The sequence below is a fragment of the Parasedimentitalea huanghaiensis genome (genome assembly GCF_009753675.1).
Taxonomy (GTDB): domain Bacteria; phylum Pseudomonadota; class Alphaproteobacteria; order Rhodobacterales; family Rhodobacteraceae; genus Parasedimentitalea; species Parasedimentitalea huanghaiensis.
Genome location: NZ_WQLV01000001.1, coordinates 348,761 through 367,122, shown reverse-complemented (window position 1 = coordinate 367,122; position 18,362 = coordinate 348,761). Strand labels below are relative to the sequence as shown.

Sequence of the window (18,362 nt, the reverse complement as noted above, 5' to 3'; positions counted from 1 at the left end):
ATTGCTTACACGGCGTTTAGCTGCAGTTCTCTAACCAACTACAAAGCCGGTCAACCAAACAAATCATGTGCCAGATCAAGCGCTTCTATAAGCGTATCAATTTCAGCCTTAGTGTTGTATAGTCCAAACGATGCTCGACACGTTGCTGAGACACCCAGATGTTCCATCAACGGACCTGCACAGTGATGTCCGGCCCGGACCGCTACACCTTTCTTATCAAGGATAGTCGAAATGTCGTGCGCATGAGCAGCGCCCTCCATTGTGAAGCTGAAAATCGCAGCCTTGCCAACCGCTTGCCCTTGAACCTTCAGCCAATTCAATTCTGCAAAGCGTCGAGTGGTATAGTCGCGCAACATTGCTTCGTGCGCTGCGATGTTCTCCATCCCCAAATTCATCATGTAGTCCAGCGCAACACCAAAACCAATCGTTTGGACAATACCTGGCGTGCCAGCTTCGAATTTCATTGGTGGGTCATTATAGGTAACGTGGTCTTTGGTAACTTCTTTGATCATGTCACCGCCACCTATGAATGGACGCATTTGAGCCATTCTCTCAGGTCGTATGTAAATGGCTCCTGAACCAGATGGTCCGTAAAGTTTGTGTCCTGTGATCGCATAGAAGTCGCAACCTATGTCCTGAACGTCCACAGGCATATGAACTGCCCCTTGAGACCCATCCACCAGTACTGGGACGCCCTTCGCTTGTGAGGCCTGTGTGATAGATTTTACATCTACAACGGTTCCCAAAACGTTGGAACATTGAGTAATTGCAACCAGTTTTGTTTTGGGCCCGATTGCGTCAATTACGGCCTGTGGGTCCAAGCTGCCGTCAGCTTCAAGATCAACCCACTTCAACACTACTCCCTGACGCTCGCGCAGTAAGTGCCAAGGAACTATGTTGGCATGATGTTCCATGACGCTTAATACGATTTCATCGCCAGGCTCGAGATGAGGCATTGCCCAACCATAGGCCACGAGATTGATGCCCTCAGTCGTACCCGAATTCAGAACAATTGTATTTTCGTCACCAGCATTCAAAAACTGCGATACGGTTTGTCGAACCGCCTCGTACTTTTCTGTTGCCAGGTTAGAAAGGAAGTGTAAGCCCCGGTGTACATTGGAATATTCCTCTGCGTAGGCCCGTGTTATTGCATCAATAACCACTTTTGGCTTTTGTGCTGAAGCACCGTTGTCCAGATAGACCAAGGGTTTTCCATTCACTTCTCGCGAGAGGATCGGGAAATCGGAACGGATTTTGTCCACGTCAAACATTGGCAGAAAGTCCTAGTAAGGAAGGCCCTGCGAGGCCTAGAATAAACGACAGCACTAATGCAATGGCAATGCTGGCCATCAACAAAACGCCAAAAGCTCGCCACAGGGAACCCAGCCGGTGCGCTTCGTTGATAAAATTTGCAAATATGTATAGCCCAAACAGCGTTGCAGCAAGGTTCAAGAGACCTGCCAACAAGGGGGCTACAAGAAATAGCAGCGTCATGACGATCTGCAAAGCGACCTGAAGCAGTTGAAGCCAAACAACGAGGACCAGAAGGTTTTCAAGACTACCCTGCCCTCCTAGCCAACGTCCCATAACAACTAGCGCACATACGAACACCACTTGAATGGCCAACATTACGCCGAAGTAAGTAAGTGGCGAGAGTTTAGGGAGGCCTAAATCACTGGGGAGAGGAAACATAAGTTCCTGAAAAGAGTAAACCATTGAATTTAGGGCAATTGCCAATATGAGACCAGTCCAAAGGACTTGCCTAGGCCATTCAAAGGTTAGAATCTTACCTGCAGCTTGGTCTGGTGCGGTGAGTGTTAACATCACCAGAGACTGTAGCTGTATGTTCATTGTTTGCTCCAGTACGCTACGAACAAACCGGAAATCCAAAACCACAAAAAAAACACCAACCAAAGTATGCCAACCAGGTTCAGGGCTGGGCTGGGTCCGATAAACCCAGCTGTTAGACCGTTAAGAAGTATCAATGGGCTGGCTGATAACATTGCCCAAAACAGCGAGATTCTGGCCCCAAAACTATCGCCTTCACCGCCAATCAAGCGGGCCACCAAATGCGTCAGCCATGAAACAGTATACAACATCAGTGGCGCTATAAATATCCAACCAAACAGCGCCCCGCCAAGCAACATATTGAGCTCTTGTCCGTCCAAATGCGCCTTGCGCGCCAAATTTGGCATCTGAGAAACAAAAGCAAAAATGCAGCTACCCATCAGGATTGCCAATGCGCTGTCTTCTCGTTTTCCGTTCAACAAAAGACGCGCCACAACGCGGCGCGGCCTTCTATATGTGGCAGCAATATCAGCAATAACCGACATCAGCGCCGCCGGATCAACCAGTTTTCGAGGCGCTCAACAATATCTGTGGCAATCTCCTGATCTTCGATTTCATCGACCGCCTCTCCAAGAAAGGCCAGTGTCAACAAGTCCGTTGCCGCATCATTTGGAATGCCTCTAGACCTAAGATAGAACAGGGCATTTTCATCAATCGCTCCTGATGTTGAGCCATGTGAGCAAACAACATCATCAGCGTAGATTTCCAATTCTGGTTTTGCGAGAAACTGGCTGTCATCATCGAGCATCAACGCTTGGCTGATCTGGTATCCATCAGTTTTTTGCGCCTTGTTCTTAACCAGAATTTTGCCCTGAAATACCCCTGTTGCGCCGTTGCGAAGCACCTTTTTGAACACTTGTCGGCTTTCGCAATTGACCGCATCATGCGTCACAAAAACCGTATCATCGTGGTGGAAATCACCGTCACCGACGCAAGCGCCAGAAACGTGGGCTACAGCGTTATCCCCCAACAACTCTACGACAGTCTCATTGCGCGTCAACACGCCGTTAACTGTCAAGGTAAAGCTCTTAAATGTCGTTTCCTTGCCCAACCTGGCGAACATATGAGTTGCAGCGCGGCGTTCGTGGTCTCGACCTTGGGCGCAAATTAAATGCAACGATGCGCCATCAGCGATATCGATTTCGGTGCATTTGTTAAACCGTGAGGCGGCTGGACCGTTTTCAAGGATCGTAGCCGAGGCTCCAGGGTCAACCCGTATCACATGATGCAACATTACATCCGATTTTTCGGATTTGTGCATGTAGATCAGGTTAATTGGTTTACTTGGTTTACCTGTTACGTGGATTGCAACACCTTCGCGGGCAAACGCGGTGTTTAAAGCAGCCAACGGACGAGCCACGGGGGATTGCCCACGCGCTTCAAGAACACCGTACAAGTCTTTGGCCCAATGTATGTCTTGGTTCGAAATGTCCGAGATACGGTCAATTCGAACACCTTCCAGTTCCAGATCATCCGAAGCACTTTCGTCAAACACACCGTCAACGAACACAATTTTCAAACGATCAAAACCGCCAAACATCGGTTCTTCGTCGTGATGAAAAACGGAGGCTTCCGGTGCTACAGCCTGTACCAAGGTATCAGGTTGCGTATACTTCCAATACTCATCACGTCGGCCGGGCAAACCTGTTGTCTGAACGCGCGACAGCGCCGCATGACGTGCACCAGCAAGGCATCCACCTTCGGGTTGAGAAAGCGACGACAGGCGTGCTTGAGTGGCCGTTTGGTTCAGTTCAGGCAGTGCCATTTATTCCACCTCTGCCAGAATGTCGGCATAACCGTTGTTTTCAACTTCCAGCGCTAGCTCAGGGCCACCTGTTTTCACAATGCGACCGTTGGCCATGATGTGAACTACGTCCGGTTTGATGTGATCCAACAAACGTTGGTAGTGTGTGATAACTAGAAACCCTCGGTTCTCACTACGCAATGCGTTTACGCCTTCGGCTACCAACTTCATCGCATCCACGTCCAGACCAGAGTCGGTTTCATCCAGAATACACATCTTTGGCTGAAGCATCGCCATTTGAAGGATTTCGTTGCGCTTTTTCTCACCTCCCGAAAATCCAACGTTTACAGGACGCTTCAGCATCTCCGCGTCGATTTTCAGAGATTTTGCTTGAGCGCGAACTTCCTTTAAAAACTCGGCTGCGCTCAATTCGTCTTCACCACGCGCCTTTCGCTGGGCATTCACTGCAGTACGTAGAAACGTCATGTTACCAACACCCGGAATTTCAACAGGATATTGGAAAGCTAAGAACAGGCCAGCAGCTGCCCGTTCTTCAGCTTCTTGTTCCAACAGGTCCTGGCCATCCAGAGTGGCTGAACCTTCAGTGACTTCGTAGCCGCCTTTGCCCGACAAAACGTAAGAAAGTGTCGACTTGCCAGACCCATTCGGCCCCATAATTGCATGCACTTTTCCAGGCTCAACAGTCAGGTTCACACCTTTTAGGATCTGCTTATCTTCTTCTTCAAGTTGGACGTGCAGGTTATTGATATTCAACATTTTTCGCTCCTTATCGCGAACATTCAACTTACCCTGGGGCGGGCCAAGCCATTGGCTAGTCCTCCAATAACCCCAAGGCGTCTATCACTCCCTGATGGCAGATGCCGACCAGGACAAATTCAGATGAGACTGCCCCGTTAGAGGTTGTTACCCCACTGATCCTTCGAGAGAAATTGCCACTAACTGTTGAGCTTCCATAGCAAACTCCATCGGCAAGGCCTGCAAAACATCTTTGCAGAACCCATTTACCACCAATGCAACCGCCTCTTCTTCGTCCATTCCACGAGAACGGCAATAGAAAAGCTGGTCTTCGTCGACTTTAGAAGTTGTTGCCTCATGTTCAACGCGTGCAGAATTATTCTTGACCTCAATGTAGGGTACTGTGTGGGCACCACATTTGTCGCCGATTAACAGACTATCACATTGGGTGTAGTTACGCGCATCCTTAGCCTTCTTGTGCATCGACACGAGGCCGCGATAAGTATTTTGGGCTTTGCCAGCGCTGATCCCTTTCGACACGATACGTGACTTTGTGTTTTTGCCGAGGTGCACCATTTTGGTACCAGTGTCAGCCTGTTGCATGTTGTTTGCAATAGCGATCGAGTAGAATTCTCCTTGGCTTTCCTCGCCGCGTAGGATGCAAGATGGATATTTCCAGGTCACTGCCGAACCTGTTTCTACTTGTGTCCACATCACTTTGGATCGGTCACCGCGGCAATCAGCTCTCTTGGTCACGAAATTGTAAATTCCGCCCTTGCCGTCTTCATCTCCTGGGTACCAGTTCTGCACTGTGGAATATTTTACTTCGGCGTCTTCTTCGACGATGATTTCAACCACAGCTGCATGCAATTGAGCCGTATCACGAGCAGGTGCTGTGCAACCCTCTAGATAAGAGACGTATGAACCCTTATCAGCGATGATCAAAGTACGCTCAAACTGGCCAGTGTTTTCCGCGTTGATACGGAAATACGTAGACAGTTCCATGGGGCACCGAACACCAGGCGGCACGTAGACGAATGATCCATCAGAAAACACCGCTGAATTCAGTGTCGCGTAATAGTTATCAGTTACTGGGACGACGGTTCCCAAGTATTTTTTAACAAGTTCAGGATGGTCTTTAATCGCTTCCGAAATGGAACAGAAAATCACCCCTGCGGCTTTCAACTCGTCTTTAAAGGTCGTGCCAATGGACACGGAGTCAAAAACCGCATCGACGGCCACTTTGCGCCCTTCTGCTGGGGCTTTTTCGGCGCCTTCAACACCGGCAAGTATCATTTGCTCTCTCAAGGGGATTCCAAGTTTTTCGTATGTAGCCAGGAGCTTAGGATCGACCTCTTCAAGTGACTTTGGCTTGACATCCATCGATTTTGGGCGGGCATAATAGTAGATATCCTGAAAATCAATTTTCGGATAATTCACCATGGCCCAGGTTGGTTCTTCTTTCTGAAGCCAGCGTTCGTAAGCTTGCAAACGCCATTCTGTCATCCATTCGGGCTCTTCATTCTTCTCCGAAATTAGTCGGACAATATCCGGCGACACACCTTTAGGCGCGTATTCCATTTCAATCTCGGTTTCCCAGCCGTATTTGTATTCGCCGCCCACTTCCCGAACGGCATCGACAGTCTCTTGATCAACGCCGTCTTTTACTTGTGTCTGATCCAAAGCAACCATTTTAGTCTCCTAGACTCACGCTACCCGAGCGCGGAATATCTTCTCTTTTGCCAGCCAAGTGTCTGCAAACCGCAGCACGTCGCTTTCGCATGTTTCGGGGCCAAGTGACAGCCTTATGGCGCCCTGGGCAGTTGTCTCATCGTATCCCATAGCGGTCAGGACTGTGCTTGCACGTACCTTTCCGCTAGAACAGGCTGAACCAGCGCTTATCGCAAAACCGGCCAAGTCCATTTGCATTACCTGTGTCTCGCCTTTCCAACCAGGCGTCGCAAAACACGATGTGTTTGGCAGGCGCCTTGCAGAATTCCCGACAAAAATAGTATCTTTAGTTCCAGCCGCAAGGGCCTGTTCAAGAAGATTTCGCAGCCCCTCTACCCGCTCCCAGACACCATTTTCTAAATCTCGACTTGCGGCTTCAGCGGCAGCTCCAAACCCAGCGATCCCGATTACGTTTTCGGTACCGGACCGTCGCCCCATCTCCTGCCCGCCTCCTTTTATTTGGGTCTTTAGTTCGGTACCTCGCTTCAATACCACTGCACCAACCCCTTTGGGACCGCCTAGCTTATGAGCAGAAATCAGCGCCATAGTGGCGTCCATCCAGTTAAACGCAATCGGCAGTTTTCCAAATGCCTGGGTGGCGTCGGTCACGGCAAGACCTTGCGGCAATTTCTGCAAAATACCAGTTTCAGAATTGGCAAACTGCAGTACCGAGTTCTTAGGGTCTTTGACCGAAACCACTCCATCCGTCGAAACGGGTAGAACTTCATCTATCCAAGCTCTTACAGCATCATGTTCAACTACTGAGCCCTGTAAGCCACGCCCGCTACAGGCCAACGAGGCACCTTCAGTCGAACCAGAGGTGAATACTATATCTGCGCCATCCGCACCAACGGCGGATGCAACTTGAGCACGTGCGTTCTCAACCAAAGCTTTAGCAGCACGGCCTTCACCATGTACCGAAGACGGATTTCCACAAACGTCCATTGCTCCAATCATGGCAGCGCGCGCTTCGGGCCGTAAGAGCGTAGTCGCGTTATGATCCAGATAAATCCTAGTCATGGATGTATGTTTTCCAAGCTGTGTCGTCTAGCAACAGAATTGTCTTGTGAAGCATTCATTCCGCGTCAACAACCGAAAACAAGCTAGGAACAGCTGGGCAAGGTGCCAATTCGTTGTCTATCACATCCGACAATCGGGTTTGGTGAAGAAAAACATAGACATGTGCGCTTAAACCTTCCCACAAGCGGTTGGTTAAAGACTGTGCACGACTACCGGAAGCACCACCAGAAGCACCCGCTCCTTTATGCATAGCATCGACAGTTTCATCCACTGCCGACAATATGTCGACAACTCTAATTTCCGAAGCAGGTCTCGCCAAACGATAGCCACCACCTGGCCCGCGCACCGAGCAAACTAGTTCTGCCCGACGAAGTTTTACAAAGAGCTGCTCCAGATAAGGAAGTGAAACATCCTGACGTTTGGCGATATCGCCAAGAACAACCAAATTGCCTTCTGAATGCAACGCTATGTCGGCCAAGGCCACCATCGCATAGCGTCCTTTTGTCGAAAGCTTCATGTTTATGGTCTCCAAACGGATTGAGCCTTGCGAAAACATTGACCTTCACCACATCGTTGAGTATCTCAGCGACACAGTGCAATGCATTAGCTTGCGCCAGTATTTAGAACTGTTCTAAGGTGCCCTAGGGAATTCGTCAAGTTTACCCTGCAGGTACTTCCCGCAAAAGTCAGAGTAGGATCCAACCGCCCATGCCTGAGGTCATTTTTCCCGGACCCGAAGGCCGCCTTGAAGGCCGCTATCATCCACAAAAAGAAAAAGACGCCCCCATCGCCATCGTCTTGCATCCGCATCCTCAATTCGGCGGCACCATGAACAACAAGGTGGTCTATAATCTACACTATGCGTTCTACAATATGGGGTTCACTGTTTTACGCTTCAATTTTCGAGGTGTTGGGCGCAGTCAAGGTGAATACGATCAAGGGGTCGGAGAGCTGTCTGACGCAGCTTCGGCACTCGATTACCTGCAATCGATGAACAACAACTCGAAACACTGCTGGGTTGCGGGCTTTTCCTTCGGCTCTTGGATTGGCATGCAGCTGTTGATGCGCCGCCCAGAAATTACAGGTTTCATATCAGTTTCGCCGCCGGCGAATATGTATGATTTTTCATTCCTTGCGCCCTGCCCGTCCTCGGGTCTGGTCATCAACGGTACCTCTGACCGCGTCGCACCTCCTGCTGATACCGTTAACCTTGTGAACAAACTTCATGAGCAGAAAGGTATCACAATTACCCATCAGGAAATCCCAGGGGCCGACCACTTTTTCCAGGAGCCTCACATGGACACAATGATTGGTAACGTGTCCGAATACGTGAAGCGCAGACTTACAGAAAACACACGCTGATGGGTACGTTAGAACGGCTCGCAGAAAAGCTGGCAGACGACACTATGAAAGTACAGGATGCCACTGGTCAGGACCGTTTATTCATGGAGGTAAGCGGCGTATTGGCCGCTTCCTCACAAACACTGGAAGAAGCCTTTCTAACCGAAATCCGTGTGCGTTTGGCTGAACGTACTGCGCGTAAGTTCCTCAATTCCAAGATTTCCGAAGCTCAAGTTGCAGCCGAAGCAGCCGCGAAGACAAAATCGTGAAAGACCGGCTGGCTGCGCAGTTTGAGTTTCTTGAGGAAGCTGACAAGCTCCGCAATGTTGTACGCGCAAATCTAGTTATTGATTGTTCACGCTGTGAAAACTCGGCAGAGCATAGTTGGCATTTAGCGCTCTACGCCCTCGTTCTCGCCCCTCTTGCCGCCCCAGAGGTGCAGATTTCACGTGTCATCAAAATGCTGCTGTTGCATGACTTGGTTGAAATTGATGTAGGCGATCACCCCATACATCAAGTTACAGACTGGCAAAAAGTAGCGCAGGCCGAAGAAGTAGCAGCGCAACGTTTGTTTGGCCTCCTTCCCGATGATCTGGGCTTGGAAATGTTAGATCTATGGCGCGAGTTTGAGGCAAACCAAAGCATTGATGCAATGTTTGCCAAGCAACTGGACCGTTGTCAGCCAATTTTTCAAACCCTCTATGGCATTGATCCAGTTCCTGAACATTTAGAGATAGTTAAAGGCAACATTGATGGTGGTCGCGCTGCTTCACTAGAGCAGAATCTCCCCACAGCCTTTGCCCATGCCTCGTTGTTATTGGGGCGGCCCAATACCTTAGATTGTACAGCGTTTACTTCACGGTTGCCGTTTTTAAATGAAGCAGACCAATTGAAGCACGTTCACCGTGCCACGTTATTGGGTAGCGGTTCGCGCCGGGAGAATTCCGCGGAACATAGCTGGCATATAATGTTGTACGCGTGGGTATTGGCTGAGCACTCAATTGTTGAAATCGACATTAACCGAGTGATGCAAATGCTTCTTTTGCATGATTTAGTTGAGATTGATGCAGGAGATGCGCCTATTCACGGTGACATCGATCATACGGAGATGGCTGCCAAAGAAGAGGCCGCTGCAAAGCGCTTGTTTGGATTGCTTCCTGAAGCGCAGAAGGTGTCATTCACTGCTTTGTGGCATGAATTCGAGGCCGCTCAAAGCAATGATGCAATCTATGCTAAATCTATCGACAGAGTTCAGCCTGTTCTTTTGAATCTGAAAAATGGCGGTGGTAGCTGGATCGAATATTCGGTGTCTCTGGCTCAAGTCGATTCTCGTGTCGGCGATAAGGTCAATTTGGGTGCGCCAAGAGTTTGGGATTTTGTGCGCTCCCAAATCGAACCTTGGTTTGTGAGCCAAAACCGCGACTAGCAGTTCCACCTGTATCCTCAAAGTATGATCTCATGGTTGCCTAGCTTTGACGCCTGATCATATACAAAACCTTGACCTTTTCCTTAGGTTTCCATCCGATTTTTTGTATTGGTTTGATGAAAAATGAACAGATCAGTAGCCTCCAATTTGCGGTGTACTGATCTGTAATTAATGAACACTTGAATACCAGTATTCATCGCCCTAGTTTGCCAATGAAGGCAGCCGAATATGGTTCATTTATCTGGGTGGCTACAAAATGCGTGCGAACAAACGAGATGAACTGGTCCAAAAAGCGCTTTCAGTGTTTTATCTAAATGGCTTTCACGCAACTGGCATGGATATGCTGGTGAAAGAAACCGGGATTTCTAAAACATCCATGTATAAGCACTTCAAAACGAAAGAAGATCTCATTCTTGCGTCGTTACGCCTAAGGGATGAGCTATTTCGCAATATGGTGCAACGGCGTCAAGAAGAGTTGTCAGAGACACCCAAAGGCCAAGTTCTTGCATTGTTTGATGTGCTGGGCGAATGGTTCAACAGTTCTGAATTTCATGGCTGCATGTTCATCAAAGCTTCATCAGAATTTCAAGAACCAAACCACCCCATTCGCCGCCAATCCGCCGAGCATAAACTGCTTCTGGCGGAGCATATTGAAAAGTTGCTTGTTTTGGCAGGCTACGACGACACTAATACTCTGACCCGGCAGCTAATGGTGTTGAAAGAGGGCGCAATCATAGCAGCCCATGTTAGCCAAAGCGAAACGGCCGCGCAGGATGCAAAGACTATCGCAGAAACGATTCTAGAGGGCGCCAAACCTAAAAGCTAGGAAGGAACTCGGATAGCACCGTGCCTTTGCCATTTAGCTCGAGAAACTTCCCCGGCAGGAGTTCTGTCCAGCCCTCCTCATCTGGTTCCAATGGCTCAGATACGACAGCCCAGCCCTGCCGGGTTTCACACCAGCGGTAATAGACCGAAGGCGCGATATGATCCGAAGAATATCGGGCTGCAAATAGTCGTTTCCCGTCTGAAAAGGCGACTGACAATCGCATATGTGGTGAGATACCGCTTTGACGAGAAAGGTTTTCCATTCGGGCGACAGCGCGAGAAAGCGCCGCCTGCGGGTCCCTGTCCAACCCTTCGCCTAAGGCTAGCAGAAACAGGATTTCACTGTCGGTGGCACCCTTGCGATGTTGATACAGTTCATCAGGTACACTCATGTCGGCTTGCTTACGAAAAAGTTCGAAACCACCAACCTGACCGTTGTGCATAAAACTCCATGACCCGGCGGTGAACGGATGACAATTGTTGCGACTAATTGCAGACCCTGTAGAGGCGCGGACATGGGCTAAAAACAGACCAGAACGAACCTGGTGCGCCACTGCCCGTAGATTTGGGTCCGACCAAGCAGGGTAGACATCTCGATATTGCCCCGGAGTCGGACGGTTTTCATACCAAGCCACTCCAAACCCATCTCCGTTGGTTGATGTTTTGCTTTCCTCTGCCTCTTGGCTTTGCGCAATCAAGGAGTGATCAGGTCGGGAGATGATATCTTCCAGAAAAATGGGGTCTCCAAAATAGGCAGCCCAGCGGCACATCGGGTTTCCTTCCTGAACTCAAGGCGAAAAAATTCATCTGGTTTAGTCAAACGATTTCGGAACTCCTCTATACTGCAGCCATAAAGAGGTCGAGTGTTCCAGCGCACAGGCCGTTGTTCATTCATACAGACCTTTTACCGATATCGGTCAAGAGACGACAGTTGACGCCGTTTTCTGATCAGCACGGTTTGTCGCAAACGCTATCAAAGGCGCAATTTAAGGGCCACCTCCCTGTGAACTGTTCGAAAGCCACCACATGCCTGTCCATTATATTTATCTAATTGTAGCAGTCATCGCAGAGACAATTGGCACAACTGCACTACAGGCCAGCCAACAGTTTTCACGTTTGCTTCCGTCACTTATCGTCCTGTTTGCCTATGGGTTCTCGTTTTACATGATGGGACTTACGTTTAAGGTCATGCCTGTTGGCATTGTTTACGCTATTTGGTCTGGATTAGGCATCGTTACGATAGCAGCTATTGGATATGCAGTTTTTGGCCAACGATTGGATCTGCCCGCGATACTTGGAATGTCCCTCATTCTGATTGGCATCTTGATCATCCACCTCTATTCGGATTCTTCACATCACTAAGTGGCAAAAAGTTGCTCTGATCCGGTGATCTGACAGGTTTGATGCAACAGATATGTGTTTTCTCTGGCCTTTGAGCTGTGATCAGGCTATGGGCGCATCAACTCCCATACAAAGGCTGACTTCATGGACCTGCGCAACATTGCGATCATTGCCCACGTGGACCACGGTAAAACCACTCTCGTGGATGAAATGCTAAAACAATCCGGTGTTTTCCGCGACAACCAAGCTGTGGCTGAACGGGCCATGGATTCCAATGACCTGGAGCGTGAACGCGGCATCACCATCCTTGCAAAAGCCACTTCAGTGGAATGGAATGGGACGCGTATCAATATCGTCGATACACCGGGCCACGCCGACTTTGGCGGAGAAGTTGAACGGATTCTGTCGATGGTCGATGGCGTGGTTCTCTTGGTGGATGCTGCCGAAGGCCCTATGCCGCAAACAAAATTCGTTACTTCCAAGGCCCTTGCATTAGGTCTGAAACCTATTGTTGTGGTCAATAAAGTCGACAAACCTGATGGTGAGCCTGACCGAGCTCTGGATGAGTGCTTTGATCTGTTCGCAAACCTGGGTGCGTCAGATGAACAACTGGACTTCCCGTCGATGTATGCGTCGGGGCGTTCTGGCTGGGCAGATATGTCGCTTGAAGGACCACGCAAGGATCTGTCTGCATTGTTCGATTTGATCGTCGAACACGTACCAGCACCTGCACAACAAACTCGCAAAGACGAACCTTTCCGGATGCTTGCCACCACTTTGGGGCATGACCCGTTCATTGGGCGCCTACTAACGGGCCGCGTCGAAAGTGGTACTTTGAAAGCCGGCGAAACGATGAAGGGCCTCTCCCGTGATGGGACGCAGATAGAGAGCTTTCGGGTAACCAAAGTCCTGGCGTTTCGTGGCCTGACCCAGCAACCGATTGATGTTGCCGAGGCCGGAGACATTGTGTCAATCGCCGGTATGGCTAAAGTCACTGTTGCTGACAGTATTGTCGACCCTCAGGTTACCGAAGCTATGGAAGCCCAGCCGATTGATCCACCAACGATTACCGTCACTTTTGGGATCAACGACAGCCCCTTGGCCGGTCGCGACGGTAAACACGTTCAGTCGCGAGTTATCCGTAACCGCTTGTTGAAAGAAGCAGAAACCAACGTTGCAATCCGCATCACCGACACGCCCGGCGGAGACGCTTTTGAGGTTGCTGGTCGTGGCGAACTCCAGATGGGTGTTCTGATCGAGAACATGCGTCGTGAAGGCTTCGAACTTTCGATCTCACGCCCACAAGTGTTGTTCCGTGACGTTGATGGTCAAAAAATGGAGCCGGTTGAAGAAGTCACCATTGATGTTGATGACGAATACTCTGGCGTCGTAATCGAAAAGCTGACCAGCGTTCGTAAGGGTGTTCTAACCGAAATGAAGCCAGCTGGCGTCGGCAAGACCCGTATTATTGCCCATGTGCCGTCTCGTGGTTTGATCGGATACCAAGGAGAATTCATGACGGATACGCGCGGTACCGGTGTACTAAACCGCGTATTCCATGACTGGGAAGCTTTCAAAGGCAAGATCCCAGGCCGTAGAGCTGGTGTTCTGATTTCAATGGAGAGCGGTCAATCTGTGGCCTTTGCGCTGTGGAACCTAGAAGAACGTGGGAAAATGTTCATCGGCGCTCAGGCTGATATCTATCAAGGCATGATTATTGGTGAACACAGCCGTGAAAATGATTTGGAAGTGAACCCGCTGAAGGGTAAGAAACTTACCAACGTGCGTGCATCCGGCACCGACGAAGCTGTACGTTTGACAACACCGGTAACGCTGTCTCTGGAGCAATCGATCGCTTACATTGACAACGACGAATTGGTTGAAGTCACGCCAAATGCGATCCGCTTGCGTAAGCGTCATCTGGACCCACACGAGCGTAAACGTGCCGCCCGCGCAGCCGGTTAAGACTAAATTGGTATACTAAAAAGTAAGGGGCGTCGGTTTTCACCGGCGCCCCTTACTCATCTAATTAGGAACACACACAGATGTTTCAAACGGTTCGTAAAGCCAATCACTCGCTGGTTTCGACAACCATCAGTTCGCGCTCCGACGCACCGCGCGCATGATTTAAAGCTTCTTGATATTCTTCGCTGTGGTAGCAACCAACGGCTGCATCAACTGAGGGGAATTTGGCGACAACATTTCGTGGACGTTCCTTGCCTTCCAGTTGCACAAAACGTCCACCACGGGCAACAAATTCGCCACCATGCTTTGCGATTGCAGGGCCGGCCAGCTTTGCATATTTGCCATATGCCTCGTCATCAGTCACAGTTACATGTGCAATCCAAAGTGCGCCCATCATCAACCTCCCAATACGTTTTCAGCGGCTGAGATCGCCGCGTCAGAATTCGTTACATCTTTTGCACCGCCCTGCGCCATATCGGGGCGGCCTCCGCCACCCTTCCCGCCCAGTTCAACCACAGCAGCCTTAACCAGATCCACGGCTGAAACTGTGCCGATCAAATCTTTTGTTACGCCCGCCGCTACAGCCACTTTTCCACCAGTATCAGCAATCAACAACACCGCACCGGAGCCCAGACGTTCTTTATGTTCGTCAATAAGGGCTGGAAGATCTCGACCGGACACACCATTCAACACCTGTGCAATGAAGGCTACCCCACCGACCTGTTTTGCCTCGGCACTCGGTCCTGATCCACCAGACATCGCAAGTTCACGGCGTAATTGAGCAACTTCATTTTGCAAAGACTTGCGCTCGTCCATAAGGCCTTTCAGCCGTTCTAGAACATCGGCAGGTTGTGCCTTCAGCGCGCCGGCTACAGCTCCCAGTTGGGACGCTTCGCGTTCAAGATGCGCAAAGGCCGCTGCTCCTGTCAGGGCTTCGATCCTGCGTACACCGGATGACGAGGCGCTATCACCTAGCAATACAAATGTACCAATGTCGCCGGTCTGGCGTACGTGTGTACCACCGCAAAGCTCGATGGAATAAGTCATGCCATCGCGCCCTTTGCCGGTGTTGGCGTGCCCCATCGACACAACCCGAACTTCGTCACCATATTTTTCGCCGAACAAAGCCTGCGCACCGATTTCCCGCGCATCATCAGGCGTCATTATTCTAGTTTCAACAACAGTGTTTTGCCGAATATAGGCGTTCACATCAGCGGCAACTTTTGACAACTGCTCAGTTGTCATGGCTTTTGAATGACTAAAATCAAAACGTAAGCGATCATCAGCGTTCAGCGATCCGCGCTGTGCAACGTGAGTTCCAAGGGTTTCCCGCAAGGCCTCATGTAGCAGGTGGGTGGCAGAATGATTTGCGCGGATGTTAGCGCGACGCTCTGAATCGACCTTTAGCTGTGCACCAGTGCCCGCATCGATCTTGCCTTCGGTGACATTTGCAAAGTGAATGAACACTCCTGCCACCTTACGCGTGCTTGTAACACGTGCTGTTCCAGTGTCGCTGCGGATCATACCGCTGTCGCCAACCTGGCCTCCCGATTCTGCATAAAACGGGCTTTGATTGAGGACAATCTGAACCTCTTCCCCAAGAGCTGCAGTTTGAACCTGATTTCCGTTTTGGACGAGTGCAGCGACTTGGCCTTCAGCAACGATAGTGTCGTAACCTAGGAAATCTGTTGCCCCTTGTTCTTCGGCTATATCAAACCAAACGGTGCTATCTGCTGCTTCACCCGAACCAGTCCAAGCTGCGCGGGCCTTGGCCTTTTGTTCAGCCATAGCGCTGTCAAAGCCTTCGGTATCGACACTGCGGTTTTTTTCACGCAAAGCATCCTGCGTCAGGTCCAATGGAAATCCGTAGGTGTCATATAGCTTGAAGGCTGCTCTCCCTGGCAAAGGTGCTCCTTCATCCAACCCATCCAGCTCGTCATCGAGCAATTTCAGCCCGCGATCCAGGGTCTGCTTAAACCGAGTTTCTTCTTGTTTCAGGGTTTCTTCGATCAACATCTGAGCCTGGCCAAGCTCAGGATATGCACTACCCATAAGTTGCACCAGTGTAGGAACCAACTGATGCATCACAGGATCTTTAGCCCCGAGCAAATGTGCATGCCGCATGGCTCGGCGCATGATACGTCGAAGAACATAGCCGCGGCCATCATTTGAGGGCATTACACCGTCAGCGATTAAAAAGGACGTAGAGCGAAGATGATCTGCAATCACCCTATGGTGCACATTTTGTTCGCCATAGGGATCAACTGAGGTGGCATTGGCCGAGGCTTCGATCAATGTTTTGAACAGATCCGTATCATAATTGTCATGGCTGCCCTGCAACAAGGCACCAATCCGCTCCAACCCCATACCAGTGTCTATCGACTGCATATCAAGTTCCGTCATCGAGCCATCTTCAAACTGCTCGTTCTGCATGAACACTACGTTCCAGATCTCGATAAAACGGTCACCGTCCTCATCTGGGCTCCCTGGGGGGCCACCCGGGATATGATCGCCATGATCAAAGAATATTTCTGTACATGGACCACAAGGACCAGTTGGCCCCATCTGCCAGAAATTATCATTTGTAGGGATACGAATAATTCGGTCGTCGCTTAACCCTGCAACCTTCTTCCAGATCTCTGCGGCTTCGTCATCAGTATGATAGACAGTCACCAACAACCGATCCTTGGGAATATCGAACTCTTTGGTCAACAGTTCCCAAGCAAAAGGGATTGCTTCTTTTTTGAAATAATCTCCAAAGCTGAAGTTACCCAGCATTTCAAAAAAAGTGTGATGACGAGCGGTGTAACCAACATTGTCCAGATCGTTGTGCTTGCCACCTGCCCTTACGCACTTCTGAGCCGATGTCGCGCGGCTATAGTCACGTGTTTCCAGACCCGTGAACAGATTTTTGAACTGAACCATCCCCGAATTGACAAACATCAATGTCGGATCATTTCGCGGCACCAGCGGGCTAGATGCAACCACTTCGTGCCCTTGTTTGGAATAGTAGTTCAGAAAGGTTGATCGAATTTCGTTCAGAGTCGGCATGTTTTTATGATCTCTTGGCGGGCTTTGGACAGCATTTCAATCAGGTTTAGCTGCCACGTCGGTTACTGTCCACAGTTGCCATTGCCCCGACACAAACGAAAAAAGGGCGCAATCAAAATTGCGCCCTCTTGTACCCGTAGTCTACACTTTCAGGCTTCTAGGATATCGTCTCCATCCGCAACTGCTGGACGGTCAAATTCCAATCCATGAGCGGCTCGAATCTTGTCTTCGATGTCGAAGGCTATATGCGAATGTTCACGCAAATAGGTCTTGGCGTTCTCACGGCCCTGACCAATGCGTTCATCACCATAACTGAACCAAGAGCCTGATTTATTGACGACACCGGCTGCCACCCCCAAATCCAGAAGTTCGCCCATTTTGGAGATGCCTTCACCATACATGATGTCGAACTCAACCTGCTTGAAGGGCGGAGCCACTTTGTTCTTCACCACTTTTACCCGGGTTGCGTTGCCAACAACCTCGTCTCGATCCTTGATTGCACCGATACGGCGAATATCAAGGCGAACTGATGAGTAAAACTTCAGCGCATTGCCGCCAGTGGTTGTTTCCGGTGATCCAAACATCACGCCAATCTTCATGCGAATCTGGTTGATAAAGATCACCATGCATTTAGATTTGCTGATCGAACCCGTCAATTTCCGCATTGCCTGGCTCATCAGGCGGGCCTGAACACCAACACTGCTATCCCCCATATCACCTTCAAGTTCAGACTTGGGAGTAAGTGCCGCAACTGAATCGACAACAATCATGTTAACTGCGCCAGAACGGACCAATGTGTCGGTAATCTCCAAAGCCTGCTCGCCGGTGTCAGGTTGAGAAATCAACAATTCATCAAGATTAACACCCAGCTTTTGCGCATACATGGGATCGAGAGCATGTTCGGCATCCACAAAAGCGCAAACACCGCCCTTTTTCTGTTGTTCAGCAACACAATGCAGAGTCAGGGTAGTTTTGCCGGAACTTTCTGGTCCGTAAATTTCGATTATGCGTCCCATTGGCAAACCGCCAATTCCAAGAGCTATGTCCAGCCCCAACGAGCCAGTCGAACTCGCTTCGACTTGCTGGATGGCGTTGCCATCACCGAGCTTCATGATTGAACCCTTACCGAACTGACGCTCGATCTGCGCTAAAGCGCTATCCAGGGCTTTTTGTTTATCGCCGCTTTTCTTGTCTTTCATGGTCAAAAGATCCGCCATTGTCCCCAGTCCTTCCCTATGTGTCACACCCTAAAGCGGGCGGCAATCACTGCTTTGTTCCCTTAATGTTCCTTATGAGATCAAAGTGAGAACATTG

At 50.0% G+C, this 18,362-nt stretch carries 18 protein-coding genes; 6 read left to right on the top strand and 12 right to left on the bottom strand.

Annotation, left to right across the window (positions count from 1 at the left end; all coding sequences use genetic code 11):
* Nucleotides 1-50 precede the first annotated feature (50 nt).
* From GO984_RS01650 to iscR, 8 genes are all read right to left on the bottom strand, one after another.
* Entirely contained in the window at nucleotides 51-1,271 is a 1,221-nt protein-coding gene (locus GO984_RS01650) for a cysteine desulfurase (protein WP_157020836.1), read from the bottom strand.
* Nucleotides 1,264-1,851 (bottom strand): YIP1 family protein, encoded by a 588-nt coding sequence (locus GO984_RS01645; RefSeq protein WP_157020835.1) that lies wholly within the window; start codon nucleotides 1,849-1,851, stop codon nucleotides 1,264-1,266. The genes GO984_RS01650 and GO984_RS01645 overlap by 8 nt, the downstream gene beginning before the upstream one ends.
* The gene (locus tag GO984_RS01640; protein WP_157020834.1) at nucleotides 1,848-2,333 is read right to left on the bottom strand and encodes a YIP1 family protein; all 486 of its coding nucleotides are present in this window, start codon (nucleotides 2,331-2,333) and stop codon (nucleotides 1,848-1,850) included. Before GO984_RS01640 ends, GO984_RS01645 begins: the two co-directional genes overlap by 4 nt.
* Nucleotides 2,333-3,613: a Fe-S cluster assembly protein SufD gene (gene sufD, locus GO984_RS01635; RefSeq protein ID WP_157020833.1), complete on the bottom strand. Its 1,281-nt coding sequence runs from the start codon at nucleotides 3,611-3,613 to the stop codon at nucleotides 2,333-2,335. Before sufD ends, GO984_RS01640 begins: the two co-directional genes overlap by 1 nt.
* Nucleotides 3,614-4,369: a Fe-S cluster assembly ATPase SufC gene (gene sufC / locus GO984_RS01630; RefSeq protein WP_157020832.1), complete on the bottom strand. Its 756-nt coding sequence runs from the start codon at nucleotides 4,367-4,369 to the stop codon at nucleotides 3,614-3,616.
* Nucleotides 4,370-4,516: 147 nt separating this feature from the next.
* Complete coding sequence (sufB, locus tag GO984_RS01625) at nucleotides 4,517-6,040, bottom strand: Fe-S cluster assembly protein SufB (protein ID WP_157020831.1); 1,524 nt, start codon at nucleotides 6,038-6,040, stop codon at nucleotides 4,517-4,519.
* A 15-nt stretch (nucleotides 6,041-6,055) separates the two neighbouring features.
* Entirely contained in the window at nucleotides 6,056-7,099 is a 1,044-nt protein-coding gene (locus GO984_RS01620; RefSeq protein ID WP_157020830.1) for a cysteine desulfurase family protein, read from the bottom strand.
* Nucleotides 7,100-7,154: 55 nt separating this feature from the next.
* The gene (gene iscR, locus GO984_RS01615; protein ID WP_157020829.1) at nucleotides 7,155-7,616 is read right to left on the bottom strand and encodes a Fe-S cluster assembly transcriptional regulator IscR; all 462 of its coding nucleotides are present in this window, start codon (nucleotides 7,614-7,616) and stop codon (nucleotides 7,155-7,157) included.
* Nucleotides 7,617-7,807: 191 nt separating this feature from the next.
* Between iscR and GO984_RS01610 the strand changes: the two genes are divergently transcribed.
* From GO984_RS01610 to GO984_RS01595, 4 genes are all read left to right on the top strand, one after another.
* Entirely contained in the window at nucleotides 7,808-8,461 is a 654-nt protein-coding gene (locus GO984_RS01610; RefSeq protein WP_138163040.1) for an alpha/beta hydrolase, read from the top strand.
* Nucleotides 8,461-8,709, top strand: a complete 249-nt coding sequence (locus GO984_RS01605; protein ID WP_157020828.1) for a hypothetical protein — start codon at nucleotides 8,461-8,463, stop codon at nucleotides 8,707-8,709. Before GO984_RS01610 ends, GO984_RS01605 begins: the two co-directional genes overlap by 1 nt.
* Entirely contained in the window at nucleotides 8,706-9,866 is a 1,161-nt protein-coding gene (locus GO984_RS01600; protein WP_167740182.1) for an HD domain-containing protein, read from the top strand. Before GO984_RS01605 ends, GO984_RS01600 begins: the two co-directional genes overlap by 4 nt.
* A 256-nt stretch (nucleotides 9,867-10,122) precedes the next feature.
* Nucleotides 10,123-10,692, top strand: a complete 570-nt coding sequence (locus tag GO984_RS01595; protein WP_157020827.1) for a TetR/AcrR family transcriptional regulator — start codon at nucleotides 10,123-10,125, stop codon at nucleotides 10,690-10,692.
* On the opposite strand, the gene GO984_RS01590 is transcribed toward GO984_RS01595, so the two are convergent.
* Entirely contained in the window at nucleotides 10,682-11,461 is a 780-nt protein-coding gene (locus tag GO984_RS01590) for a class II glutamine amidotransferase (protein ID WP_157020826.1), read from the bottom strand. The two genes, GO984_RS01595 and GO984_RS01590, sit on opposite strands and share 11 nt — an antisense overlap.
* Nucleotides 11,462-11,717: 256 nt before the next feature.
* On the opposite strand from GO984_RS01590, the gene GO984_RS01585 reads away from it, so the two are divergent.
* Both GO984_RS01585 and typA read left to right on the top strand, forming a co-directional pair.
* The gene (locus tag GO984_RS01585; RefSeq protein WP_157020825.1) at nucleotides 11,718-12,053 is read left to right on the top strand and encodes a DMT family transporter; all 336 of its coding nucleotides are present in this window, start codon (nucleotides 11,718-11,720) and stop codon (nucleotides 12,051-12,053) included.
* Between the two features lie 123 nt (nucleotides 12,054-12,176).
* Nucleotides 12,177-13,997 carry a translational GTPase TypA gene (gene typA, locus GO984_RS01580; protein ID WP_157020824.1) on the top strand — a complete coding sequence of 607 codons (1,821 nt, stop codon included), beginning with the start codon at nucleotides 12,177-12,179 and terminating at the stop codon, nucleotides 13,995-13,997.
* A gap of 106 nt (nucleotides 13,998-14,103) precedes the next feature.
* On the opposite strand, the gene GO984_RS01575 is transcribed toward typA, so the two are convergent.
* The 3 genes from GO984_RS01575 to recA form a co-directional block, all read right to left on the bottom strand.
* Nucleotides 14,104-14,391 (bottom strand): DUF1330 domain-containing protein, encoded by a 288-nt coding sequence (locus GO984_RS01575; RefSeq protein WP_157021193.1) that lies wholly within the window; start codon nucleotides 14,389-14,391, stop codon nucleotides 14,104-14,106.
* A gap of 2 nt (nucleotides 14,392-14,393) precedes the next feature.
* Nucleotides 14,394-17,048 (bottom strand): alanine--tRNA ligase, encoded by a 2,655-nt coding sequence (gene alaS, locus GO984_RS01570; protein WP_157020823.1) that lies wholly within the window; start codon nucleotides 17,046-17,048, stop codon nucleotides 14,394-14,396.
* A gap of 149 nt (nucleotides 17,049-17,197) precedes the next feature.
* Complete coding sequence (recA, locus tag GO984_RS01565; protein ID WP_138163049.1) at nucleotides 17,198-18,265, bottom strand: recombinase RecA; 1,068 nt, start codon at nucleotides 18,263-18,265, stop codon at nucleotides 17,198-17,200.
* Between the last annotated feature and the right edge of the window lie 97 nt (nucleotides 18,266-18,362).

Coding starts and splice junctions, on each gene's coding strand:
- GO984_RS01650 (WP_157020836.1), bottom strand. CDS start 1,271: ATGTTTGACGTGGACAAAATCCGTTCCGATTTCCCGATCCTCTCGCGA.
- GO984_RS01645 (WP_157020835.1), bottom strand. CDS start 1,851: ATGAACATACAGCTACAGTCTCTGGTGATGTTAACACTCACCGCACCA.
- GO984_RS01640 (WP_157020834.1), bottom strand. CDS start 2,333: ATGTCGGTTATTGCTGATATTGCTGCCACATATAGAAGGCCGCGCCGC.
- sufD (WP_157020833.1), bottom strand. CDS start 3,613: ATGGCACTGCCTGAACTGAACCAAACGGCCACTCAAGCACGCCTGTCG.
- sufC (WP_157020832.1), bottom strand. CDS start 4,369: ATGTTGAATATCAATAACCTGCACGTCCAACTTGAAGAAGAAGATAAG.
- sufB (WP_157020831.1), bottom strand. CDS start 6,040: ATGGTTGCTTTGGATCAGACACAAGTAAAAGACGGCGTTGATCAAGAG.
- GO984_RS01620 (WP_157020830.1), bottom strand. CDS start 7,099: ATGACTAGGATTTATCTGGATCATAACGCGACTACGCTCTTACGGCCC.
- iscR (WP_157020829.1), bottom strand. CDS start 7,616: ATGAAGCTTTCGACAAAAGGACGCTATGCGATGGTGGCCTTGGCCGAC.
- GO984_RS01610 (WP_138163040.1), top strand. CDS start 7,808: ATGCCTGAGGTCATTTTTCCCGGACCCGAAGGCCGCCTTGAAGGCCGC.
- GO984_RS01605 (WP_157020828.1), top strand. CDS start 8,461: ATGGGTACGTTAGAACGGCTCGCAGAAAAGCTGGCAGACGACACTATG.
- GO984_RS01595 (WP_157020827.1), top strand. CDS start 10,123: ATGCGTGCGAACAAACGAGATGAACTGGTCCAAAAAGCGCTTTCAGTG.
- GO984_RS01590 (WP_157020826.1), bottom strand. CDS start 11,461: ATGTGCCGCTGGGCTGCCTATTTTGGAGACCCCATTTTTCTGGAAGAT.
- GO984_RS01585 (WP_157020825.1), top strand. CDS start 11,718: ATGCCTGTCCATTATATTTATCTAATTGTAGCAGTCATCGCAGAGACA.
- typA (WP_157020824.1), top strand. CDS start 12,177: ATGGACCTGCGCAACATTGCGATCATTGCCCACGTGGACCACGGTAAA.
- GO984_RS01575 (WP_157021193.1), bottom strand. CDS start 14,391: ATGGGCGCACTTTGGATTGCACATGTAACTGTGACTGATGACGAGGCA.
- alaS (WP_157020823.1), bottom strand. CDS start 17,048: ATGCCGACTCTGAACGAAATTCGATCAACCTTTCTGAACTACTATTCC.
- recA (WP_138163049.1), bottom strand. CDS start 18,265: ATGGCGGATCTTTTGACCATGAAAGACAAGAAAAGCGGCGATAAACAA.